The organism is Ligilactobacillus faecis (assembly GCF_029889745.1).
GTDB classification, from domain to species: domain Bacteria; phylum Bacillota; class Bacilli; order Lactobacillales; family Lactobacillaceae; genus Ligilactobacillus; species Ligilactobacillus faecis.
This window is the reverse complement of sequence record NZ_CP123639.1, coordinates 2,291,949-2,316,290: the sequence shown is the minus strand read 5'-3', so window position 1 is coordinate 2,316,290 and position 24,342 is coordinate 2,291,949. Positions and strand designations below refer to the sequence as shown.

General features: G+C 39.5%; 25 protein-coding genes and 2 other annotated features. Of the genes, 20 read left to right on the top strand and 5 right to left on the bottom strand.

Features of this window, described 5'->3' with window-relative positions; genetic code table 11:
• The first annotated feature begins 12 nt into the window (after positions 1-12).
• Positions 13-222: a hypothetical protein gene (locus tag QFX10_RS10595; RefSeq protein WP_280606186.1), complete on the top strand. Its 210-nt coding sequence runs from the start codon at positions 13-15 to the stop codon at positions 220-222.
• Between the two features lie 57 nt (positions 223-279).
• On the opposite strand, the gene QFX10_RS10590 is transcribed toward QFX10_RS10595, so the two are convergent.
• Together QFX10_RS10590 and rpsD are read right to left on the bottom strand one after the other, a co-directional pair.
• Positions 280-744, bottom strand: coding sequence for a YueI family protein (locus QFX10_RS10590; RefSeq protein ID WP_280606185.1), 465 nt, complete (start codon positions 742-744; stop codon positions 280-282).
• Positions 745-850: 106 nt separating this feature from the next.
• On the bottom strand, positions 851-1,459 hold the full coding sequence (gene rpsD, locus QFX10_RS10585; RefSeq protein WP_280606184.1) for a 30S ribosomal protein S4: 609 nt from the start codon (positions 1,457-1,459) through the stop codon (positions 851-853).
• 291 nt (positions 1,460-1,750) lie between these two features.
• Here rpsD and QFX10_RS10580 point away from each other — a divergent pair, with 291 nt between their 5' ends.
• Entirely contained in the window at positions 1,751-2,530 is a 780-nt protein-coding gene (locus QFX10_RS10580) for a polysaccharide deacetylase family protein (RefSeq protein WP_280606183.1), read from the top strand.
• Positions 2,531-2,568: 38 nt separating this feature from the next.
• On the opposite strand, the gene QFX10_RS10575 is transcribed toward QFX10_RS10580, so the two are convergent.
• Positions 2,569-3,123: a M15 family metallopeptidase gene (locus tag QFX10_RS10575; protein ID WP_280606182.1), complete on the bottom strand. Its 555-nt coding sequence runs from the start codon at positions 3,121-3,123 to the stop codon at positions 2,569-2,571.
• 22 nt (positions 3,124-3,145) lie between these two features.
• On the bottom strand, positions 3,146-3,589 hold the full coding sequence (locus tag QFX10_RS10570) for a GAF domain-containing protein (protein WP_280606181.1): 444 nt from the start codon (positions 3,587-3,589) through the stop codon (positions 3,146-3,148).
• A 239-nt stretch (positions 3,590-3,828) separates the two neighbouring features.
• Between QFX10_RS10570 and ezrA the strand changes: the two genes are divergently transcribed.
• From ezrA to cls, 16 genes are all read left to right on the top strand, one after another.
• On the top strand, positions 3,829-5,541 hold the full coding sequence (gene ezrA / locus QFX10_RS10565) for a septation ring formation regulator EzrA (RefSeq protein ID WP_280606180.1): 1,713 nt from the start codon (positions 3,829-3,831) through the stop codon (positions 5,539-5,541).
• 176 nt (positions 5,542-5,717) lie between these two features.
• A complete protein-coding gene (locus QFX10_RS10560) occupies positions 5,718-6,866 on the top strand; it encodes a cysteine desulfurase family protein (RefSeq protein ID WP_280606179.1) in 1,149 nt (382 codons plus the stop codon).
• An 18-nt stretch (positions 6,867-6,884) separates the two neighbouring features.
• Positions 6,885-8,102: a tRNA uracil 4-sulfurtransferase ThiI gene (gene thiI, locus QFX10_RS10555; RefSeq protein WP_280606178.1), complete on the top strand. Its 1,218-nt coding sequence runs from the start codon at positions 6,885-6,887 to the stop codon at positions 8,100-8,102.
• Positions 8,103-8,141: 39 nt separating this feature from the next.
• Positions 8,142-8,350 (top strand) — a binding site (T-box leader).
• A gap of 54 nt (positions 8,351-8,404) precedes the next feature.
• Complete coding sequence (locus tag QFX10_RS10550) at positions 8,405-11,068, top strand: valine--tRNA ligase (RefSeq protein ID WP_280606177.1); 2,664 nt, start codon at positions 8,405-8,407, stop codon at positions 11,066-11,068.
• A 55-nt stretch (positions 11,069-11,123) separates the two neighbouring features.
• Positions 11,124-12,416, top strand: coding sequence for a bifunctional folylpolyglutamate synthase/dihydrofolate synthase (locus tag QFX10_RS10545; RefSeq protein ID WP_280606176.1), 1,293 nt, complete (start codon positions 11,124-11,126; stop codon positions 12,414-12,416).
• A gap of 45 nt (positions 12,417-12,461) precedes the next feature.
• A complete protein-coding gene (gene radC, locus QFX10_RS10540; protein WP_280606175.1) occupies positions 12,462-13,127 on the top strand; it encodes a RadC family protein in 666 nt (221 codons plus the stop codon).
• Positions 13,128-13,146: 19 nt separating this feature from the next.
• The gene (locus QFX10_RS10535; RefSeq protein ID WP_280606174.1) at positions 13,147-13,356 is read left to right on the top strand and encodes a cold-shock protein; all 210 of its coding nucleotides are present in this window, start codon (positions 13,147-13,149) and stop codon (positions 13,354-13,356) included.
• 196 nt (positions 13,357-13,552) lie between these two features.
• Positions 13,553-14,557 (top strand): rod shape-determining protein, encoded by a 1,005-nt coding sequence (locus QFX10_RS10530; protein WP_280606173.1) that lies wholly within the window; start codon positions 13,553-13,555, stop codon positions 14,555-14,557.
• A 292-nt stretch (positions 14,558-14,849) separates the two neighbouring features.
• The gene (mreC, locus tag QFX10_RS10525) at positions 14,850-15,698 is read left to right on the top strand and encodes a rod shape-determining protein MreC (RefSeq protein WP_280606172.1); all 849 of its coding nucleotides are present in this window, start codon (positions 14,850-14,852) and stop codon (positions 15,696-15,698) included.
• A gap of 466 nt (positions 15,699-16,164) precedes the next feature.
• Complete coding sequence (mreD, locus tag QFX10_RS10520; RefSeq protein ID WP_280606171.1) at positions 16,165-16,683, top strand: rod shape-determining protein MreD; 519 nt, start codon at positions 16,165-16,167, stop codon at positions 16,681-16,683.
• 220 nt (positions 16,684-16,903) lie between these two features.
• Positions 16,904-17,566: a septum site-determining protein MinC gene (locus QFX10_RS10515; protein WP_280606170.1), complete on the top strand. Its 663-nt coding sequence runs from the start codon at positions 16,904-16,906 to the stop codon at positions 17,564-17,566.
• Positions 17,567-18,373: a septum site-determining protein MinD gene (gene minD, locus QFX10_RS10510; protein ID WP_280606169.1), complete on the top strand. Its 807-nt coding sequence runs from the start codon at positions 17,567-17,569 to the stop codon at positions 18,371-18,373.
• A 53-nt stretch (positions 18,374-18,426) separates the two neighbouring features.
• Positions 18,427-18,657 (top strand) — a binding site (T-box leader).
• Between the two features lie 54 nt (positions 18,658-18,711).
• A complete protein-coding gene (locus tag QFX10_RS10505) occupies positions 18,712-19,359 on the top strand; it encodes an amino acid ABC transporter permease (RefSeq protein WP_280606168.1) in 648 nt (215 codons plus the stop codon).
• 9 nt (positions 19,360-19,368) lie between these two features.
• Complete coding sequence (locus QFX10_RS10500) at positions 19,369-20,007, top strand: amino acid ABC transporter ATP-binding protein (protein ID WP_280606167.1); 639 nt, start codon at positions 19,369-19,371, stop codon at positions 20,005-20,007.
• Positions 20,008-20,026: 19 nt separating this feature from the next.
• On the top strand, positions 20,027-20,833 hold the full coding sequence (locus QFX10_RS10495) for an amino acid ABC transporter substrate-binding protein (RefSeq protein ID WP_280606166.1): 807 nt from the start codon (positions 20,027-20,029) through the stop codon (positions 20,831-20,833).
• Between the two features lie 137 nt (positions 20,834-20,970).
• A complete protein-coding gene (gene cls / locus QFX10_RS10490) occupies positions 20,971-22,434 on the top strand; it encodes a cardiolipin synthase (protein WP_280606165.1) in 1,464 nt (487 codons plus the stop codon).
• Between the two features lie 45 nt (positions 22,435-22,479).
• Here cls and QFX10_RS10485 read toward each other — a convergent pair whose 3' ends face one another.
• Positions 22,480-22,596, bottom strand: coding sequence for a DUF4044 domain-containing protein (locus QFX10_RS10485; RefSeq protein WP_280606164.1), 117 nt, complete (start codon positions 22,594-22,596; stop codon positions 22,480-22,482).
• A gap of 252 nt (positions 22,597-22,848) precedes the next feature.
• On the opposite strand from QFX10_RS10485, the gene QFX10_RS10480 reads away from it, so the two are divergent.
• Both QFX10_RS10480 and rsmH read left to right on the top strand, forming a co-directional pair.
• Entirely contained in the window at positions 22,849-23,226 is a 378-nt protein-coding gene (locus QFX10_RS10480) for a DUF3397 family protein (RefSeq protein ID WP_280606163.1), read from the top strand.
• Between the two features lie 165 nt (positions 23,227-23,391).
• The gene (gene rsmH / locus QFX10_RS10475) at positions 23,392-24,342 is read left to right on the top strand and encodes a 16S rRNA (cytosine(1402)-N(4))-methyltransferase RsmH (protein WP_280606162.1); all 951 of its coding nucleotides are present in this window, start codon (positions 23,392-23,394) and stop codon (positions 24,340-24,342) included.

Sequence of the window (24,342 nt, the reverse complement as noted above, 5' to 3'; positions counted from 1 at the left end):
GTGGGACAAGTGATGGCTGATATTGTTGGCGCAAGATTTTTTTTAGCGCTCTTATTTAGTGTTGATATCATTTGCTGTTGTCTAGTGATCTACTTTTTGTTACGGCTAGATACAGCGATCAAAACACAGTATAAGTTTCTGTTAGTTTTCTTTTTTAGCTTATTAGTCTTTTTATCGCTGATTGCGATGATGTTTGTCTTACTTTTTGGCTATAATTCGTAAAAGAGCCTCAAAAAGGAGGATACTAGAGTTTAGGTCTAGTATCCTCCTTTTTAGTAATTATTTAAAAAGATCATGGAAAAACGAGAAATGTTCTTCTTTTTGTTTGTTTTCAACTGTAGGTGATTTTTTTTCAGGGTATTTTTGGAAAACATCGACAGTTTCTTCGTGTAAAGCTACTTTTTTAGCGCAGACAACAACGGCGATCGCATCTGAACAAGTAGCTAAAGCTTGATCAGTGTTTAAAGTAAATGAGACGTTAGCTTCTTTAACGATCTTTAGTAGTGAAGCTAGAATTTTTTGCTCGAGTTGCCCGTTGATGATCACATAAAGATCAGGATGCTTAGCTAATTCTTCTTTTAGATCGAGCAAAGCTTGTGGATCTTTTAGTTGATCAAAGGTGATCGTAAGTGAGACGCGTTCGCGAAAAGTGCCTAGATATTTGCGCTTTTCGTCAGGCTTGAGTTGTGGTGTGCCATACATACCATTGTTCAGATGTTCTTGTAAATTATCGGTTCCACTCATAAGTATGACCTGCCTTTCGTAACTAGATTTTAACATATTCTAAAAGATATTCTGTAAAAAAAGAGCCCAGCTTGGCTGGACTCTAAATAAAATATCAAAGTTGATATTAAAGTTTGTTGTAGTATTCAACAACGAGTGATTCATCGATGTTTGCATCGAGTTCGTCACGTTCTGGTAAACGAACTAATGAACCTTCCATTGTGTTTTCGTCGAAAGCAACGAATGGGACGCGCCCAACAACAGATTCTAAAGCTTCTTTAACAACTTTTAAGTCTTTTGAACGTTCACGTAAGGAGATAACTTGACCTGGTTTAACTTCGTATGAAGGGATATCCACGCGTTTGCCATCAACTGTGATGTGACCGTGGTTTACCAATTGGCGAGCTTGGCGACGAGTTGAAGCCAAACCTAAACGGTAAACAACGTTGTCTAAGCGACGTTCTAATAAGATCATGAAGTTATCACCGTGCTTACCTTCGCGGATCTTACCAGCCTTTAAGAAAAGGTTAGCAAATTGGCGTTCAGATAAACCGTATGTCATACGAAGCTTTTGCTTTTCGCGCAATTGAAGACCGTATTCTGATAACTTACGACGGTTGTTTTGGCCGTGTTGACCTGGTGCGTATGGACGACGAGCTAATTCTTTACCTGTACCGGAAAGAGAGATCCCTAAACGACGGGAAACTTTCCAGGAAGGACCTGTATAACGAGACATTAAAAATTCCTCCAATAATTTGTTTGGAGTAAAATAATGTGTGAGTTTAGTATTCGTGCATTTCATTTTGCGACTTTCACCCTTGCAGCCGAAGGGGTACTGGTACGGACCAAATTGGCAATGAAATGTTGACGAGCTTACCGCTCACCGCTGCATTATTTTACACAAACGCTATTTTAACAAGAGCATCACTAACTGTCAAGCCTAGTATAGGCAAAAAACAAGAAATAGGATATAATCGATTTAGAAAAAATTAATAAATAAGGTCATGTTAGATCAGGGGATGATTTGATGTTAAAAAGATATAGTTTAGTATTTTTAGTTATTTTAGCAATAATGATATTGTTACCACAAACAACTCTAGCAGCTAAAAAATCGGCGCCTAAATGGCAAAAAGCCACTGAACCACTTAGTTTTCCGATCTTGATGTATCATAGTATCGAAAATAAGCCGGGAAATAGGCTATGTGTCCCACCTGAGCAACTTGAGCAACAGCTGAAATATTTACACGATAATGGCTACTACACTTTGACACCAGCTGAAGCCTATAAAGCTTTGACTGAAAATAAACGTCCGCGTGGCCACAAAAAAATGGTTTTAGTCAGTTTTGATGATGGTTATGAAGACAATTACACCAATGCGTGGCCGCTTTTAAAAAAATATCAGATTCGGGCCACGATCGCTTTGATCACAAGCAAAGTTGGAACTCCAGGTATGTTGACATTAGAACAAATCAAACATTTACAAAAAAGTAAATGGATCACCTTCGTCAGCCATACCCAAAATCATCAAGAATTAAATCGCTTGAATGAAGCTGAGCAACAAAATGAACTGCAAGCTTCCAAAGATTGGTTCAAGCAGACTTTGCAACATAAGACGGACTTTTTAGTTTATCCTGTCGGCCGTTATAACGAGATCTCAACGACTTTAGCACAAAAAGTCGGTTATAAACTAGCTTTAACAACGCAACCAGGTCTAGCTACAAAGGCGCAAGGATTGTATGAATTACACCGCCAACGAGTCGTACCAGATATGTCACTTGAAGCTTTTTCGAGTCTATTGACTAAATAACAATAAAAGCACTGGAGCTCCAGTGCTTTTATTGTTATTTAGTAGTCGTTAGGATCAGCTGACCTTGGTCCATATTCGTCCATCTGGCTATCACGATAGTCCCACCATTCGTTTTCATAACCGACAAAACCTGCTTTTACCATAGCTTCATTTAAGATCGTATAGTATTTTTTGGCAGCGCCTGTGTGTGGGTATGTTCGTGAAGCTGCCGGCGAAAAATCGTCAAAGGCAGTTGGCATGGGAAGATCATTTCCATTTGCGTCGGTCAAAGTCAAGTCAAAAGTTACGCCTTTTTGATGACTGAAATTTGGATCTGGTGGCGCCACAAAGTTGGGGTCAGGATAAACTTCGAATAAACGTTTTTGAGCAGTTACGGGACGATAAGCATCCCAAACTTTAAGACGATAACCTTTTGCTTTGACAAGTGCGCTAGCTTTAGCTAATTTATGAGCTGTGCCAGTACGAGCGATCGCAGTTGTAAAGTCATAGATGACTTGATGCGTAAAATTATCTGAAGTAGCGTACTTAAGATCAACGAGAATATCAGGATCAAGTTTTTGAATGTTAGTAAAGCCTTGAAGTTCTTCTTGCATTAAAGATCCCACCTTTCAAAGATCAGAGATGTTTCATTAAAGTTTGAGCAAATTCGCATAAAGTAGCTTCGTCTTCAGCTGTGAAACGGTCAAAACTAGGCGAATCGATATCTAAAACACCAAAAGGACGTTCACCTTTAAAAAGTGGGATCACAAGCTCAGAATTTGAAGCAGAGTCACAAGCGATATGCCCTTTGAACTCGTGTACGTTTGCGATCCGTAAACATTTTTGTTGTTTAAAGGCTGTTCCACAGACACCTTGACCGTTTTTGATGTGCATGCAAGCGACCTTGCCTTGGAAAGGTCCTAAAACGAGTTCATCGGTCTGTTCATGGTAAAGATAAAACCCGACCCAATTGACATCAGCTAGCGCCTCGTTTAAAAGTGCTGAAGCGTTAGCGAGATTAGCGATTTGGTCAGTTTCGTTATACAAAAGAGCATCTAATTGTTCAGCTAAAAGTGACATAAAAAAATACTACGGGCCGTCTTTATTTGAAAAAACGTAGTGTCCTTTCTTTAAATTTGAGATAAAGCTTCTTTTCCTTACGGCCAAGCTTTCTTCAAGGAAAAGATCGTCTACGACCTTTTGATCGTTAAACCTGTATCAAAGATAGTAACTATGTTATAATTAAGAATAAATTTTAAACGTATTTGCTGATAAGAGCAAGTTATAACAGTGAGTAATTTTACAAGGGTGGGAATCAGATGGTAGTAGTTTTAGTTGCGATCGTTTTGGTTGCAGTAGCAATCTATGCAACGATACTTTTTTTACAGCGATCTTATGACGAGCGGATCGTAGCAGCCAAAAACGAGATAGAAAAGCTAGTTGAAACGCCGTTAGAAGCTGAATTGACAGCAGTCGAGGCTTTGAATTTATCGGGTGATAGCTTAGAAGAATTTACAAAAGTCAAACATGATTACCATGCTTTGATCAATCAACAATTGCCTGAATTATCTGAACATTTGAATGAACTACAAGCCAAGGTGCAGGGATACCAACTCGTAAAACTTACGAGCCCATTAAAAGCACGGGAGCAACAAGTTGCAGTCGCTAAGGCGCAATATGACGAATTAAAAGCAACTTTAGTTGAACTCAAACAAACAGCTGAAGTCCATAAAAAGGCGATCACCGAACGTAAAGAAGAGTATCAAGCGATCCGCAGGACGTTATTAGCGAAGAACTTTTCTTATGGTCCAAGCATCGATAAACTTGAAGAAGAGTTGAGCGCCTTAGAAAAAGATTTTGACAAATATGCTCAAGTTACACAAGCTGGCGATTTTGTCAGTTCAAATGAGTTATTGCGTTCGTTAGAACAAAAGACAAGTGTCTTAAAGATCGCACTCAAAAAATTACCGCCCATCTACCGTAATTTAAAAAATGTTTTCCCTGAACAACTCACTGAATTAAAAACAGGCCTTGCACAACTGACAAAAGAAAAATATGCCTTTAAAGAGGATGTTGCCCAAAAAATCACGCAAATCGAAAAGCTACTTCAAGAAGATGAAGCTTATTTAAAAGCTGCTGATGTTCCTAAGGCAGAGGCGTGTGACCAAGAACTAGCTGAGTTGATCGATTCAGCGTATGAAGTAATGGAAAATGAATACGAAGCTAAAGTAAAAGTTACACGCCAAGAAGAGCATTTTGCTGAGTTTTTAAAACATGCCAAGCATCAAGAAAAAGAACTTTTGATCGAATTAGATCGGTTAAGTCAAAATTATACTTTGAATCATAATGAACTAGAAGATGCTCATGCTTTAGATGAGCAATTAAAAGCGATCAGCCAGCGTTTTGAGGCTTATTTAGCTGCCAAAGATAAGCGACCTGTAGTTTATAGTCAGATCTTGGCAGAACAAACTAAAGATCTAGAGAGTTTGACCAAACTCGAAGAAGAGCAAAAGCAGATCAGCGAAAGTGTTTCTGACCTTTTTGAAGAAGAAAAAGAAGCGGTTGCTGCTGTGCAAGGTTTTGATAATGATATCCACCGTTTGAAACGTGAAGTTGAGAATTTGAATTTACCAGGGCTACCAAGCGATTATGTCGAATACTTCTTCAAAGTTGGAGATGAGATCGAGCAACTCGATCGCGATCTTAACAAGATCCAACTTGATATGGAACAGATTGCACATGATCTGATCAACACGCAATCAGATCTAGATGTTTTGGCGCAAAAAACGCAAGAGATCATTGATAGTTCAGCTTTGACAGAAGAGATGTTGCAGTATGCTAATCGTTATCGAAACAAGTATCCTGAAGTTGCTGCAGCTTATGCCCAAGCGTATGAATTATTTGCGCGTGAGTACGATTATATGAGTGCTCTAGATACGATCTCAGAAGCTTTAGAGACTGTTGAACCTGGTTGCTACAAGCGGATCGAAAACAATTATAAAGACAGTGCTCAAAGACGTGCTGTTGTTTAGAGCGGACCTGTCGTTTACGGCAGGTCTTTCTTGTAATGATGATTGTTTCATTTTAGAGCAGATGTTATAATTTCAATGAAAGAATTTGAGGACTAAAGTTGAGTTGCATAACTTAGCTTTAGTCCTTATAATTTGTAAGTATGAGTCTTAATTGAAAGCAAGTAGAAGGGGTAATTATGATATATTTTGACAATAGTGCAACGACCAAAGTTTTACCAGAGGTCTTGGCTGCTTATACTAAGGTCAGCCAAGATATTTGGGGCAACCCTTCTTCGTTGCATAAGTTAGGTGAAAATGCCTTTGATCTTTTAGAACAAGCCAGACAGCAGATCGCCACGCTTTTAGGCTGTCAAAGTGATGAAGTTTTTTTTACAAGTGGTGGAACTGAGAGTGATAACTGGGCCTTAAAGGGAACTGCACTCGAAAAAAGGATCTACGGCAAGCATTTGATCACGACAGCGGTCGAACATCCAGCGGTGATCAATTCGATGAAGCAGTTAGAAAAGTTAGGCTTTGAAGTAACTTATCTTCCAGTCGATCAAAACGGGCAGATCGCGCTTGCTGATCTGAAACAAGCTTTGCGAAAAGATACGATCTTAGTTTCTGTCATGGCTGTTAATAATGAAGTGGGGACGATCCAGCCTATCACTGAGATCGCTGAAATTTTACAAGGCTATCCTAAAATTCATTTTCATGTTGATGCAGTTCAAGCGATCGGCAAAGTCGAGACTTCGTTTATTATGAACGAACGCGTTGATCTAGTGACTTTATCGGGACATAAATTTCATGCACCTCGTGGTGTTGGAGTCTTATATAAAAAGCGTGGGCGCAAGCTAGCACCTTTGATCACTGGTGGAGGGCAAGAAAAAAACTTGCGTAGTAGTACAGAAAATCTACCAGCGATCGTAGCGATGGCCAAGGCCTTACGCTTATTGCTTGCAGATCAAGCTAAAAATGTCGCTTTAGAAGCACAGATCAAAGAAAAGCTCTACACACACCTTAAGCAATATGATAAGGTGACAATCTTTTCAGGCAACGATGCTAACTTTGCTCCCCATATCCTTTGTTTTGCGATCGCTGGTGTGCGCGGTGAGACGATCGTACATGCGTTTGAAGATAAAGGGATCTATTTATCAACGACGAGCGCATGTTCTTCGAAAAAAGGCCAAGTCTCGTCAACATTACATGCCATGAATGTCGATGAAAAGATCGCGACCTCGGCTGTTAGAGTCAGCTTAGATGAACAAAACACGTTAGCTCAAGCAGATGAATTTATCGCTGTTTTTGATGAATTATACCAAAAATTTTTAAAGATCAATTCTTAAAAAGAGAAAGGAAGCAAAATGCAATATACAGAGATCATGGTTCGTTACGGCGAACTTTCAACTAAAGGCAAAAATCGCCAGAATTTTATCGATCGCTTAGGCTTTAATGTGCGCCAAGCATTACATGACTTTCCAGCTTTAGTTATCAAAGCTCATCGCGATCGGATGCACATCCAATTGAACGGTGAAGATGCAACGCCAGTTATGGCTCGTTTGAGTCAAGTTTTTGGGATCCAAAATTTTTCACCTTCGATCCGCGTTGAACGTGATGTTGAAAAAGTCAAAGAAGTCGCAGCTCAAATGTTAGCAGAAAAATATCATGAAGGTCTAACGTTTAAGATCAATACACGTCGTTCTGATCACAATTTCCAATATGATACAAACGAGCTCAATGATATGCTAGGTGGGCATATTTTGAAAAATGTCTCTGGCATCAAAGTCAAAATGAAAGCTCCTGATATTACTTTGCGTGTTGAAGTACGGGTAAATGGGATCTATCTTTCATATGAAACTTTTGATGGTGCAGGTGGTTTACCTGTTGGGACGGCTGGTAAAGCTGTTTTGATGCTTTCTGGTGGGATCGATTCACCAGTTGCTGGGTATTTAGCGATGAAACGCGGTGTTGATATCGAGATGGTCCACTTCTTTAGCCCCCCTTATACAAGCGAACAGGCTTTGAACAAGGCTAAAGAACTGACTGCTAAGTTGACACCTTATGTCGGTAAGATCCAATTTATTGCAGTACCATTTACTGAGATCCAAGAAACGATCAAGGAAAAAGTTCCTTCTGGTTATTTGATGACGCTCCAACGGCGTTTTATGTTACGTTTAAGTGAGTTGATCGCAAGAAAAAGAAATGGTCTAGCGATCTTTAACGGTGAAGCTTTAGGACAAGTTGCTTCACAAACACTTGAAAGTATGGCAGCGATCAATGATGTTACTACGATGCCAGTTTTAAGACCTGTCGTTTCGATGGATAAAAATGAGATCATCAAGATCGCACAAGATATCGATACTTTTGATCTTTCGATCCAACCATTTGAAGATTGTTGTACTGTTTTTGCTCCACCAGCACCAAAAACAAAACCAAAGATCGATAAAGCCCGTTACTACGAAGAACGTTTAGACGTTAATGGTTTGATCGAACGTGCTTTAGCTGGGATCGAAGTCTCCGAGATCAAGATCGGAGACGAATTTATGCATGGAAAACAAGAAGCCTTTGCGGATCTCTTGTAAAAGTGCTTGACGTTCTCTAAACGACAAGCTAAAATACACCTATAAGCTTTGAACAAGAGGTCTTGTTAAAGAAGATGTTTGCAGAGAGAAGCGGGGCGGTGGAACGTTTCAACATTTAGACAAGATGTAGCTTGTGAGCTGTCATACTGAAACTAAGTAAGTACGACCGGATATCTATTCGTTAACCAAGATATTAAAGAGGGGTAAAAGCCCAATTTAGGTGGTACCACGGCACTGTCGTCCTAAGCGGATGGCGGTGCTTTTTTATTGTGATAGATCTGGTCAAAGAAAGGAAGGAAACAATGGCAAAAGAGCTTGAAATGTCAACGAAGTACGATCCAAGTCAAGTTGAACCTGGACGTTACCAACAATGGGTCGAAGCTGGACTCTTTAAACCAAGTGGTGATCAAAAAGCAAAACCTTATTCGATCGTGATCCCCCCACCAAATGTTACTGGGAAATTACACTTAGGCCATGCCTGGGATACAACGTTACAAGATATGTTGATCCGCCAAAAACGTATGCAAGGATTTGATACTTTATGGCTTCCAGGGATGGATCATGCAGGGATCGCGACTCAAGCTAAAGTTGAAGCACGCTTAGCTGAAGAAGGGATCTCACGTTATGATCTTGGACGTGAAAAATTTATCGAAAAAGTTTGGGAATGGAAAGGTGAATACGCTGATATTATCCATGCTCAATGGGCTAAATTAGGTCTTTCGCTTGACTATGAGCGCGAACGTTTTACCTTAGACGAAGGTCTTTCCAAAGCTGTGCGTCGAGTCTTTGTCAAATTATATGAGAAAGGCTTGATCTACCGTGGTGAATATATCATCAACTGGGATCCAAAAGCGCGGACAGCTTTATCTGATATCGAAGTTATCCACCAAGATGATGAAGGTGCATTTTACCATGTCAAATATCCATTTGTTGATGGAACGACATTTAACGGTAAGGATTATATCGAGATCGCAACGACTCGTCCAGAAACGATGATGGGTGACGTCGCAGTTGCAGTCAATCCAAAAGATGAGCGCTATCAAGAGTTGATCGGCAAAGAAGTTTTACTTCCATTGCAAGGACGTCATATTCCGATCATTGCTGACCAATATGTTGATCCTGAGTTTGGGACTGGGATGGTCAAGATCACGCCAGCCCACGACCCAAATGACTTTGAAGTTGGAAACCGTCATGATCTTGAACGAATCAATACGATGAATGACGACGGTACGATGAACGAACGTGCTGGTAAATATAATGGTATGGATCGTTTTGAAGCTCGCAAAGCGATCGTTAAAGATCTTGAAGAACAAGGTTATATGTTGAATATCGAAAAGATCACACATAGCGTAGGCCATTCAGAAAGAACGGGTGTCCCAGTTGAAGCTCGTCTGTCTACCCAGTGGTTTGTGAAGATGAAACCTTTAGCAGAACAAGCTTTAGCTAACCAAAAAGGTGACGATCGGGTCGATTTTGTGCCAGAACGATTTGAGAAGACATTTACACAATGGATGGAAAATGTGCATGATTGGGTCATTTCACGGCAGTTATGGTGGGGCCACCAGATCCCAGCTTGGTATAACAAAAAAACAGGTGAAACTTATGTTGGGGAAGAAGCGCCAGCTGATATCGAAAATTGGGAACAAGATCCAGATGTATTAGACACATGGTTCTCCAGTGCCTTATGGCCATTTTCAACGATGGGTTGGCCAGATACAGAAGCACCTGATTTCAAACGTTATTTCCCAACTAATACATTAGTTACAGGGTATGATATCATCTTCTTTTGGGTCTCACGGATGATCTTCCAAAGTGTTGAATTTACTGGGCGTCGTCCGTTTAAGGATGTTTTGATCCACGGCTTGATCCGAGATGAACAAGGACGTAAGATGAGTAAATCACTTGGAAACGGGATCGATCCGATGGATGTGATCGATAAATATGGCGCTGATGCTTTGCGTTGGTTCTTATCAAATGGTTCTGCACCAGGGCAAGATGTTCGTTTCTCATATACAAAGATGGATGCCGCTTGGAACTTCATCAATAAGATCTGGAATGCGAGTCGTTTTGTGATCATGAACTTAGATGAACAAACAACGGCAACGTTACCAGCACATTCTGAATGGCAGTTAGCTGATAAGTGGATCTTAAGTCGTTTAAATGATGTTGTTAAAGAAGTTACACGTCTTTTTGATAACTTTGAATTTGGTGAAGCTGGGCGCGCTTTATATAACTTCATCTGGAATGATTTTTGTGATTGGTATATCGAAATGGCTAAAGAAAACTTGACTGGGGATGATGCTAAGGCTAAAGCTAATACGCAAAATATCTTATGCTATGTCTTAGACCAAACCTTGCGTCTTTTACATCCGATCATGCCATTTGTGACAGAACAGATCTGGTTAACGATGCCACATGAAGGACGCTCACTTGTAACAGCGGCTTATCCAGTGGAACACCCTGAATTTGACGATCAAGTTGCTGAAGAGCAAATGGAAAACTTGATCGAATTGATCAAAGCTGTGCGAAATAACCGGGCAGAAGTCAATGCTCCAATGTCTTCTGCGATCGATATTTTGATCAAGACGACTTCTGAAACGACAAAAGCAGTCTTTGAAAATAACAAAGAATATATCGAACGTTTCTGTCATCCAAAAGAACTTGTGATTTCAGCAGATGTCAAAGCACCTGCGTTAGCAATGACTTCGGTGATCACTGGAGCAGAAGTTTACTTACCGTTGGCAGATTTGATCGATCTAAACGAAGAGATCGCTCGTTTGCAAAAAGAAGCACAAAAACTTGAAAGTGAAGTTATGCGGGGAGAAAAGAAACTCGGTAACGAACGGTTTGTTCAAAATGCACCGGCGGAAGTCGTAGCAAAAGAAAAAGAAAAGCTTGCTGGTTATCGTGATAAGCTCGAAGCTACAAATGAACGGATCGAAGTTTTAAAAGCACAAGTTGATTAATAAAAAAGGCGACCGTTTGGGCGCCTTTTTTATTAGAGGCAAGAAAGGAAAAAAGATGGCAGTTAAAACGTATGCAGAGGCTTTAGCTTTTATTCATGGAAGACGAAAATTTACTAAAGATCCTAGTCTGGAACGTATGCGGCGTTTTGCCCATTATTTAGGTGACCCGCAAAAAAAGACACGTTTTGTCCACGTAACGGGAACAAACGGTAAGGGATCGACAGTAGCTTATTTAAGTAAACTTTTGCAAGCTCATGGTCTTGAAGTCGGGACTTTTACCTCACCTTATATCACGCGTTTCAATGAACGGATCCGTTTAAATGGACGAGATATTCCCGACGAGATACTAGTTGAATTAGTTCAGCGTCTTGAACCAGTTGTTTTACGGTTAGACCAAGAGTATGATGGGCAAGGACCAAAAGAATTTGAAGTCGTAACGATGTTGATGTTTTTATATTTTGCCAAAGTTCAGCCTGATTATGCGCTTGTTGAAGTCGGGATCGGGGGGACGTATGATTCGACGAATATTTTGACACCTGAATTAGCAGTGATCACTTCTGTTTCGTATGATCACATGCAGATCTTAGGTGATTCACTGACACAGATCGCAACAGCTAAAGCGGGGATCATTAAAGCTAACAAACCTGTTGTGATCGGGAAGATGGCCGAAGAGAGCTTAGCTGTGATCGAAAAAAGAGCCAAAGAAATGGGGGCGCCTTATTATCGAGCGGGGCTTGAATTCAATGTTTTCCAAAAGAAACGAGATTTTTTAGGAGAAGTATTTGACTACACCGGGCTAAACTATGTCCAAAAAAGTTTGAAAACAAGACTGCTAGGGGCTTATCAAGTAGAAAATGCTAGTGTGGCGTTGACAGCCTTTTTAGTTTTAGCTCAAAATGCTAAGATCAAGGTCTATCCAAAAGAGATCGCGCATGCTTTAGCAGATACTACATGGCCTGGAAGAACAGAGATAGTCTTACAAGAACCGTTGGTCATGTTAGACGGAGCGCATAATGAAGATGGGATCAAACGGTTACGGCAAATGTTAAAAGAAAGATTTGCTACCCAACATATTTATGTGATCATGGCGATCTTAGCTGATAAACAAGTCGAGTTGATGCTCGAGCAGATCAAAAGTCTTCCTAATGTAACTTTGATCGCAGTCACTTTTGAAGCTCCGCGAAAAGTAGCTGATATCGTAGCTTTAAAGAAAAAAGAGCAGATCCAAGTCGAGATGGATTGGGCCACTGCATTCAAGCAAGTTTTAAATGAGATGTCAGGCGACGATATGATCTTATTTACTGGTTCACTTTATTTTATTGCTGAAGTGCGCAAATATTTTAAATGAAGTACGTATTTTTAATATAAAAGAGCAAATAGGGAAGTGAGCCAGATGCATTTATCTAAGAGTGGTGAATTACGTCAAAAAGTTAATAATTATGGAGCAAAGCAGCTTGAAGACGCTGAACTACTATACTTGATCTTAGCTGGGATCGGTACGCGGTCAGCAGAGATTTTTGTAAAAAAATATTTTGAACAGCACAAGTTTTTAGGTGAGTTGTGTTACTATTATAAACAAGATCTAGTCAAGTCAACACTAAATGAAACAAAGCAAGCACAATTATTGGCTCTAGCTGAGTTTACGCGACGTTATCAAAGTTATGCGCGTCTGACATTTGGTCAATTTTGTTCGAGCAAGATCTTAGGGGATTACTTAGTCAAGCGGTTTGGACTCCAAAAGCAAGAAAAACTTTGGGGGATCTACTTGGATACTAAGAATCAACTGATAGCTGTTGAAGAGCTTTTTGTTGGGACTTTGAACGCTGCGACTGTACATCCGCGTGAAGTCCTAGGTACAGCTTTAAAGTATGCAGCAGCCCGCTTTATCGTAGCTCATAATCATCCAAGCGGACAGCTTGAACCTTCACCTAATGACATAGCGTTGACTAAACGGCTCAAAGTTTGTGGCGAGATACTTGGGATCCCGCTTTTAGATCATATCATCATTGGTAAAGATGCTTATTTAAGTTTTTCTGAGGCGAAGATCTTAATAAATTGAATGAAAAGGTGAAATGAGAATGTTACACGGAACAGTCAAAAGCTTCAATAAAAATAAGGGTTATGGTTTTATTATCCCAGATGATAATAAAAAAGAAGAACTTTTTGTTCACTATACGGCGATCGAAAAAACAGGATATAAAGTACTTGAACCTGGGCAAAAAGTCGAGTTTGTCGCGCTTGAAGGTAAAAATGGGTTTCAAGCAGCATTAGTAAATATTAGTGAGTAAGTATGATCTTTAAGATAATCTTAATTGTTTCTTAGGTAAGAAAATGCAGGGGGTAGTCCAACCTAGAAGTGTTTTATGGTATAATCATCAGCGTGATAAAAACATGAAAATGTGTTGGAAACAAGTGCTATTCAATGTTACAATTAAATTATCTTAAATTAATTACTCGTTAGAGTGTTCGAAGGGATGAAACAAAGTGTTCGGAATCGGAACGAAAAATATCGGGATCGACTTAGGAACTGCTAACACGATCGTTTATGCTGAAAATAAAGGGATCGTATTACGTGAACCTTCAGTCGTAGCTAAAAATACCAAAACAGGTGAGATTGTATCGGTCGGCTCAGAAGCACGAGATATGATCGGACGTACACCTGCAAGTATCGTAGCGATCCGTCCAATGAAAGATGGGGTTATCGCAGATTACGATACGACTGTTTCTATGATGAAATATTATATTGAAAAAGCCGTCGGAAGTAAATCAGCCAAGCCATATGTGATGGTTTGTGTTCCAAGTGGAGTTACTGAAGTGGAAAAACGTGCAGTTATTGATGCTACACGTGTTGCAGGCGCGAAAGATGCTTATGTGATCGAGGAGCCATTTGCAGCTGCGATCGGTGCAGGCCTTCCTGTGATGGACCCAACTGGGAGCATGGTAGTCGATATCGGTGGTGGGACAACTGATGTAGCAACGATCTCTTTAGGTGGGATCGTTTCGAGCCGTTCGATCCGAATGGCTGGCGATAAGATTGATGACTCGATCATTTACTATGTCCGTAAAAACTATAACTTGTTGATCGGTGAACGGACAGCTGAACAATTAAAGATCAATGTTGCTTCTGCTTCTGTTGAGGCAGCTAAAGAATTAGATAGTCAAACGATCCGTGGGCGTGATCTTGTAACGGGACTACCAAAAACGATCGAGATCCAACCGGAAGATGTTGCTGAAGCGATCCAAGAAGTGGTACAAGAGATCATTACTGCGATCAAAGAAACACTTGAAGAAACATCACCTGAGATCGCAGCCGATGTGATCGATCACGGGATCGTCTTGACCGGTGGTGGTGCCCTCTTACGACACTTGCCAGATGTTATCTCTGAAGCAACAAAGGTTCCTGTGTCTGTAGCGCAAGATCCATTAGATTGTGTGGCAGTTGGTACTGGCGAATCTTTGAAGAGTATCGATGTCATGAAGAAAAGATAATATTGGCAATTAATTATTTAAGAGGTTGGTCGCGTGTCCAGCCTCTTAATTTTTACTGATGAGGTTATTTTAAAAAGCAACAAAGGGTGGCTATAGAAAGTGGCAAAGTGTGAGATAACCAGCCTTTTTATATTGAAAGATAGCTTAAACTATTCTTAGAGAGATTCCTAGCACTACTAAGACAGATGATGTATTTTTTTAGTGCATCATAGATAAAATTAGGAAAGGAAAATATATTACTTTCGCAAATATGCAGTAGCGTATTTGTTCACCTTGTATATAACAGAGCTTTATGCAAAAGTTTTTTTTCAATAAAAAGCTTGTCATTACCTTAATAGCTTTGATCATTAGTTTTTTACTGGTCGCATATTCGATCACTGTTCGTAATAATCGCTCGACTCCGGGGGTTGTACAGCAAGTCGGAAATGAAGCTTTTGGTCTGGTCGATCGCGTCATAAGTTATCCGGTCGGGTTAGTAGCTAATGCTGGTAGCTCAGTCACTGATCTGTTGAATACTTATGAAGAAAATCAAAAGCTCAAACAACAGATCGATCAGTTAGCGGCTGATAAAGTCGAAAATCAAACGTTACGCAAGGAAAATAAACAATTAAAAGAACAGTTGAAATTAGATCGCTCTTTGACTGATTATACTAAGATCAGTGCTCATGTGATCTCGAGAGCACCTTCAGCTTGGCAAAATCAGATCGTGATCTCAAAAGGATCAATAGCTGGAGTAACTAAAAACTCAGCAGTTATGTCACGCAAAGGTCTTGTTGGTCGTGTTGTAGAAGTTAACAAATCAAACAGTAAAGTTGAATTATTGACGACCCAAAATGATGCTTCAAATCGTTTTGCGGTACAACTTGAAAGTGATGGACAAGTGATCAATGGTTTGATCACAGGTTATGATAGTCAAAAGAACCAATTGATCATGGGACAGATCACTTCAAAAACTAAGATCAAAAAAGGTGCCCAAGTCATCACTTCAGGAATGGGTGGGAATACACCTAAAGGATTATTGATCGGGACTGTCGCTAAAGTTACAAATGATGATGATGGGCTGGCGACGAAAGTTTATATCAGACCAGCAGCAGATATGACTGACTTAAGTGTTGTAACAGTGGCTAAGCGAGAAGATTAGCTAAAGTGATCTAACAGTAAAGTAGCATTGTAGTATCTACTAGAAAGATGAAATATGGAGTGGGTATCAGATGCGTGAGGCTGATTGTTTGGCCAAATGACCGTGGCATGATCTTAGCTGGGAGTATCATCATAAGTACCAAAAATGTTTTAAATGCAAAGCTGGTCAAGGTGAACGAGGTCTTTTGGTAGTCAGAAACATGATAAAATTATGTGTTATGAATGTGGTTTGAGCATGGATAGAGACGAAAATACAGTTGCTGATCTGTTAGCTTTATTAGATCGAAAATATTACGGATGAAATAGCTTTCCTAAGTTAGTCGATACTATTATCTATCTGGTGAAGATATGGGGAAACTAATGTTGACCGTAGTAAATAAAATTAAGAAGGGAAAAGCTATATTTCTTTCTGACCATATAGAACAGCTATGCTTTATATGATTCCATATTTTATATAGCAGAAAAGTATGATGAGAAAAACAAACGTGGCCTATTTCTTTCCGTTAGGGTTGATCATTTGTGTCTTCTTAGACGGAACTTTGAGTAGTTTATATGCATCTCATCTATTTACGACTGATATTACGATCGAAAGTCGCTTAGCACTTTTTTGGTTAGTAATGGCAGTCTTTTACGGTAAAGTCGATCATTTGCTGTGGTGGGCCTTTTTGACGGGATTAGTCTTTGATATATACTATACAGGGATCTTAGGGATCTTTATCATCATTTTTCCACTTATCGTTTATTTGAACCGCGAAGTGTATCGTTTTTTTACTTCGACCTTTCTTGTGGTACTATTAATATATCTAATAGATATCACGATCGTCTCTGCTCTAGCTTATTGGGCAAATAATTTGATCGGTTTGACTAATGTAAATGTAGCTGATTTTAGCTTACATGTATTGTGGCCAACGATCGTCTTTAATTTAGCGCTATTTGTGCTTTTATTTATCCCAGTAAAAAATTGGTTTGAAAGATTTTCACATTGACCTAGTGTAGATTTTGATCACAGGGGAGCACAGATATCCATAAAGAAAGTTGAAATGTGGGTATGGATATTTTAAGGTCTCAATAAAACTAAAAATGGTCATTTTTGCGAATTATGATGTCGATAGTGGTAATAAATTTCGGAAAGGAAAAGCTGTATTTCTTTTTACTCATATGAATAAAACTCAGGTGAGTCCACATTATGTATAGCAGTGTGTGCTGATGCCGACAGTGGTGTTAAAAGGTTATAAAGATGGCTATGAATTGCTCTTAAAAGATAATGCTGATTTCGAACAGATCATACGTGAATTGCAAGAGCTATTTCGTAAATTGCAACGCGATACGGTCGAGAAAGATGAGCGATTATCGTTTACAGTCAATACTGGAGCAAGATTGTTCGATGCAAAACAAAAGCAAAAGATCGAGGCTTTGATCGGAGGATATCCACGTTTTTCGATCCATCGTTTTGTATCTGATGTTGTTAGTACGAAAGATGCCTTGGAGTTTCTTGAAGAGCATACAGTTCATTTAAATACAGATACAGTACGAAATGGTCAAGTCAAAACGATCAACGGTGATGTATTGTTCTTAGGAAATGTGCATCAAGGTGGTATTTTACAAGCGACGGGGAGTATTTTTGTGTTAGGTCAGGTCGACGGGGTCTTACATGCTGGTTATCCAGATAATGTGATCGCTGTGATCACGGGAAATATCAAGACAGCCCAACAATTAAGGATCAGTGATCTAGTTGATATCATTGAGAGCGATGATCTTTTGGATAAAGATGTAGCCTATGTAAATGATCTCCACGCATTTAGTTATACGACGCTAGATGAATTAAAAATGCTCAGACCTAAAATTTTTACACAAGTAGGAGGCTTTTAAATGGGAAAATCGATCGTTATTACTTCTGGTAAAGGCGGTGTAGGTAAGACGACTACAACGGCTAATCTAGGAGCAGCTTTAGCTTTGATGGGCAAAAAAGTTTGCTTAGTCGATCTTGATATCGGGTTACGTAACTTGGATGTTATTTTAGGCTTAGACAATCGGATCATTTATGATATTGTCGATGTCGCCAAAGGACGGGCTAAGTTACCGCAAGCGTTGATCAAAGACAAACGCTTTGAGGATAAATTATTTTTATTACCAGCGGCTCAAAATACAGATAAGTCAGCTCTTGAACCAGAAGAAGCTAAAGCGATCGTCGATGAATTGCGAACTGAATTTGACTATGTTTTACTTGATTGTCCTGCGGGGATCGAGCAAGGCTTTGCAAATGCAGTTGCTGGAGCTGATGAAGCGATCGTTGTATCGACCCCAGAGATCTCTGCGGTCCGTGATGCAGATCGAGTTGTGGGACTTTTAGAGCAGCAAGAGCTTGAAGGTTCGCCAATGTTGATCATCAATCGGATCAAAAAGAAGATGGTCAATGATGGGCAGATGATGGATGTTGACGAGATCACGCGACATCTTTCGATCAAATTATTAGGGATCGTTTTTGATGATGATAATGTGATCGGATTTTCAAATAAGGGTGAACCAGTCATTTTGGATGAAAAGACCGAAGCTTCAAAAGGGTATCGTAATATCGCACGACGTTTAGAAGGAGAAACGATTCCGTTAATGACTTTAAAAGAAGTCGAACAAGGAGGCTTTTTCAAACGTATGAGTTCTTGGTTCAAGAAAAAGTAGTCTGCTATATATTGACAGTTGTTTAGATACATGGTAATCTTAAAAAAATTATTTTAACGATATTGCGCGGAAGAGTAGGGGTTCTTTTGTTTAGAGAAGAGACTGTTTGGAAGCTGAAAAAAACAGAAGCAAGTTCCTTGAAACACATCCGTAAATCGATATATTGAAATAACAGTAGATATGTCCGGCAGGGACCGTTATTCCTGAGTTGATAAACTCGTCGAGGCCATTTTTCGTGAGAGAATGGCAAACATGAGGTGGAACCGCGTGGAAACGCCCTCTTAGATCATAGATCTAAGAGGGCGTTTTTAGTTTTTAATAAAAAATGGAGTGATAGTATGGATTATATTATGGAGGTCATGCCCTCGCTTATTTCGGGGATGGGTGTTACTTTATCAGTATTTTTTTGGACGTTAGTTGGCTCATTACCTTTGGGGTTATTAGTCTCTTTAGGATTGATGTCAAAATTCAAACCTTTACAAAAGGTCTTAGGTTTATATGTTTGGTTGATGCGTGGGACACCGTTGCTGTTGCAGTTGATTTTTGTCTTTTACGGTTTACCTCTCTTAGGTACAGGGATCGTTTTACCGCGTTATGAAGCGGCTCTTGTTGCTTTTATCTTAAATTATACCGCTTATTTTGCCGAGATCTTTCGTGGGGGGTTGCAGTCGATCGATAAAGGGCAATATGAGAGTGCAAAAGTTTTGCGCTTGAGCTATTGGCAAACGATCAGAAAAGTTATTGCTCCACAAGTTTTGAAGATCGTGATCCCTTCGATCGGAAATGAAGTGATCAATCTAGTTAAAGATTCGAGTTTAGTATATGTGATCGGATTAGGTGATCTTTTACGTGCGGGGAATGTCGCAACAAGTCGTGACGTGACACTAGTTCCCTTGATCTTAGTGGCTGGAATGTATTTGATCATGACTGCTTTTTTCACATATATTTTGAAAAAGATCGAAGAACACTATGGTTATTGGAAGTAGGTGAAACAAATGTTAGAGTTGAAACAGATCACAAAAAAATATGGTGAAAGAACGATCTTAGATCATGTTGATCTCACAGTCGAAGATGGTAAGATCTTATGTATCGTGGGGCAGTCTGGCGGTGGAAAAACAACGCTTCTCCGGTGTATCAGTGGTTTAGAAAAAATTGATAGCGGGCAGATCTTGATCGATGGGGAGCCGTTTGATCCCTATAGCAATCAGACTAACGATGCTGTGATCGGGGTCGTGTTTCAAGAATATAATCTTTTCCCACACTTGACCGTTTTACAAAACGTGATGCTTGCCCCAACGATGGTTTTAAAAAAAGATACAGTTCAAGCCCAAGCAGAAGCAAAAGAACTGCTACAAAAATTAGCACTTGGTGGTAAAGAAGATCTTTATCCATGGCAACTTTCTGGAGGACAAAAACAACGGGTCGCGATCGCCCGAGCCCTTGCAATGCGGCCAAAGATCTTATGCTATGATGAACCGACCTCAGCTCTTGATCCAGGTTTAAGAGATACTGTTAAAGAGATCATTTTAGATCTAAAAAAAGAACAGATGACGCAGATCATCGTTACGCATGACCTGGCTTTTGCCGAAGAGATCGCAGATGATATCTTAAAAGTTAAGCCACTGACGGATTAATAGACGGGAAAGGATAATTATGAATAGATATTTAAAAATATTTGTAATAATACTCAGCTTGCTTGGGGTCGTCTTTATCAGTGGTTGTACTGATGTAAAAAAGCGAGCGGCTACGACGGATACTTGGCAACAGATCGAGAAAAACAAAAAAGTTGTGATCGGACTAGATGATAGTTTTGTCCCAATGGGTTTTCGCCAAAAAAATGGCAAATTAGTTGGGTATGATATCGATCTAGCGCGTGCAGTTTTCAAGCTTTACGGGATCACACCTGATTTTCAAACGATCGATTGGTCGATGAAAGAGACGGAATTACGTAACCAAACGATCGATCTGATCTGGAATGGCTATACGATGACGCCAGCGCGGGCTAAGAATGTCGCATTTAGCCAACCGTATTTAAAAAATGAACAAGTTCTCGTGACAAGAAAAAATGAAGATATCACTACAGCCAAGCAAATGCAAGGAAAGATCTTAGGGCTTCAAAGTGGTTCTTCAGGTTATCAAGCCTATTTAGACCAACCACAGATCTTAAAGCGTTATGTTAAAGAAACGATCCAATATGATACATTCAATAATGCTTTTATGGATCTTGACGCCGGTCGGATCCAAGGACTTTTGATCGATAGTGTGTATGCTAACTACTATATCGCTCAAAAAGGAGCAGACAAGTATCGAACGATCGATCCAGGCTATGCTTCAGAATCTTTTGTCGTGGGTATGCGTAAAGGTGATAAGACACTCAAAGCTAAGATCGATCAAGGATTTGAGATCTTAAAACAAAATGGAACTTTAGAGCGCATTGATAAAAAATGGTTTGGAAAGTGATCCTAGTACCTGACAAGACTAGTTTCAAAGTGTATACTTTTAGCGTAGTCAATGCGATAGGGAATTGCTGTTAAGGAAATATTGTTAGAAAGGAAAAATATACGACCTTAAGCTAAGGTCTATATAGCGGGGTTAACGTGGATACTCTTTTAAGTGTTATTGGTATAATTTTAATTTTGAATACAGTTGTTGCGATCATCACCGTCTTTAAAGAGAAAAGGGATATAACAGCTACTTGGGCATGGTTACTTGTGTTGAATCTATTGCCGATCATTGGTTTTGGGATCTATTTGTTCGTTGGCAAAAAGATCTCAAAAGAAAAAATGTTTGATTTGAAGATGCAAGAACGCTTAGGCCTTGATCAATTAGTTGAATTGCAAAAAAAGCAATGGAAAACAGAAGAATTGCTGCCTGAAGGTTTAGGAACTAACGAAGCTCGCCAAACAGTGCATTTACTTTTAGAGACTGATCAAGCTGTCTTGACCAAAAATAATAAAGTTGAGATCTTTACTGATGGTCATGAAAAATTTGCTGCACTTTTAGCAGATATCGACCGTGCTAAACACCATGTTCATTTAGAATATTATTCATTTTTTAGTGATCGGATCGGTAAAAAGATCTTAACTAGTTTAGAAAATGCAGCCCGACGTGGAGTCAAAGTCCGAGTGATCTACGATAGCATGGGTTCACGTGGTCAAAAACGCAATTTCTTTAATGAATTAGAACGTCTTGGTGGCGAAGCGGAGCCTTTCTTCGCGTATAAAAAAGCTTTGATCCATAGTCCGCGGATCAATTATCGTGAGCACCGTAAATTAGCGATCATTGATGGGAAGATCGGTTATATTGGTGGCTTTAATATCGGTGATCAATACTTGAGTCGTTCAGAAAAATTTGGGTATTGGCGAGATACTCATTTACGTGTTTTAGGTAATGCCGTCTTAGGGATGCAATCGCGTTTTTTGATGGATTGGAACGCAACGATCAAAAATATTCGTGGTAAAAAACAAGTCAAATATAGCGAGGACCTTTTCCCGCTACATCTTGAAAAAGGAAATGTTGGGATCCAGATCGTATCTTCGGGGCCAGATAGTGATGTTGAAGCGATCAAGTTAGGTTATTTAAAGTTGATCAGTCGTGCTAATGATTATATTTACATTCAAACACCGTATTTGATCCCAGATGATTCAGTTTTAGAAGCTCTCAGTGTAGCTGCTTCTTCAGGTGTAGATGTGAAGATCATGATCCCATGTATGCCTGACCATGCTTTTGTTTATCGGGCAACTCAGTATTATGCTCGCGATCTTATCGAAAAAGGGGTCGAAGTGTATACGTATGATGCGGGCTTTTTGCATGCTAAAACTTTTGTTGTTGATTCACAATTATCTTCGGTCGGCTCTGCTAACTTAGATTTTAGGAGTTTCAAATTGAACTTTGAAGCCAATGCTTTTTGTTACGATCGTGTTTTAGCGGTGAAATTAAAACGCTTGTTTGAAGAAGATCTTGAGAAATGTACGAAGTTGACCCCCGAATACTTTGCTAAGCAATCTCGATGGTTGACGTTCAAGCAGTATTTTTCAAGGTTACTTTCCCCGATCTTATAAAATAAAAAAACTTGGAGTTTTCAATGAAGCTCCAAGCTTTTTTATTTAAAAGAAAGCGCTAAGTGATCCTAAGATCACGCTACCTAGCGTAAAGATCAACATCAACCAAACAACGACCATGGTGATCTTTTGGAAAGTTGTCTTTTTCTTTTTTTCTCTCACTGTGACCGACACCTACCTTTGATCCAAAGATAAACTGCTTAAAAAATTGTAAAACTTTTTTAGATGGAGCATATCCACATCTTTTCATCTATTATATACTAATAACATTAGTCTGACCTAGTAAAATTTGAAGTAGATCTGGGATAGCCTAACTTGATTATAGCATGTCTAGCATTTTGATAGGATAAGAATTGCGTGCTCCTAAACGAGATTGCTATAATGAAAGTATTATTTTGATTGAGGATGAGAAAAATGTTGAAAAGCTTGACGTCATGGTATGTAGAGTTTGTCATACTTGTGATCATTTGGATAATACTGGGAGTCGTGAAACAAAAATTCCCCCAACTTTGGCCTAAAAAAGTATTGGTCTTGGATGTAATGTTAGTTTTTATAGTTTTTGGACTCCATAGTGTCTCAGTTGCTTGGACAGGGCTTTCGATCTTACCTTTCATGGCTTTTGCGGCAAGTGCCTATGGTCTAGTTTTGACGCTTTATTTGATCTATACAGAAGATGACTTTCGCTTCAAGCGCTTTTTTGTGACCTATTGGCGCACGTTAGATATCATCGGAATAGGGGCTTATTTTATTATGATCTTTATCCAAAGTGCAAAATTCTTGGGTATCATTTAAAAAAGCTTAAAATGTTTGCTAAAAATGTTGAAATTGTTATCTAATATGTGGTTGAAAGCTTTGAACTATGGTAATATCTAATTGTATACCAACTTATTTTTGTAGATATTTTAGTCTACAAGGTAGTTGTTTTACAAGAAACGATGAAAGCTGTAGGGATTTAACATGACGGAATTCAACCACGTGACTGTTTTATTAGATGAAGCAGTTGAACAACTTGCGATCAAACCAGATGGGGTCTATGTCGATTGCACTCTTGGAGGGGGCGGACATACAGGCTTGATCTTGAAGCACCTTTCGTCACGTGGACGTCTCTTTTCGTTTGATCAAGATCAAACAGCGATCGATTATAATAACAGTCGCTTTGAAAAAGAGCTTTCATCTGGGAAATTGACATTTATCAAAAGCAATTTTCGAAATCTAACAGCATGTTTAGCTGAACATGGAATACATAAAGTCGATGGTATCTTATATGATCTAGGCGTTTCTTCTCCCCAGTTTGACGTGGGCGCACGTGGATTTAGTTACCAACATGATGCGATCTTAGATATGCGAATGGATCAAAGTCGAGCTTTGACAGCTAAAGTGATCGTCAACGAATGGAGTTTTCAAGAACTTGAGCGTATCTTTGTGCGCTATGGTGAGGAAAAATTTGCCCGTTCGATCGCTCGGCGGATCGAAGCTAGTCGTAAAATAGCTCCGATCGAGACAACGGGTCAACTTGTTGAGTTGATCAAAGCTGGTATTCCGGCTAAAGCAAGACGTAAAGGTGGTCATCCAGCTAAAAAGGTTTTTCAAGCGATTCGGATCGCTGTCAACGATGAATTAGGGGCACTAGAGGAATCTTTAGAACAAGCTTTTGATCTGCTAGCCTTAGATGGGCGGATCAGTGTGATCACGTTCCAATCTTTAGAAGATCGTTTAGTTAAAACGATGTTTAAAGAGCGAGCTACTTTACCTGAGCTACCCCCAGGACTACCGGTCATTCCAGCTGAGATGCGACCTGATTTCGAAATTGTGACTAAGAAACCGATCTTACCAAGCCAAGCTGAACTAGAAGCTAATCATCGCGCTCATTCGGCTAAGCTAAGAGCGATCAAAAGAATAGATAAGTAA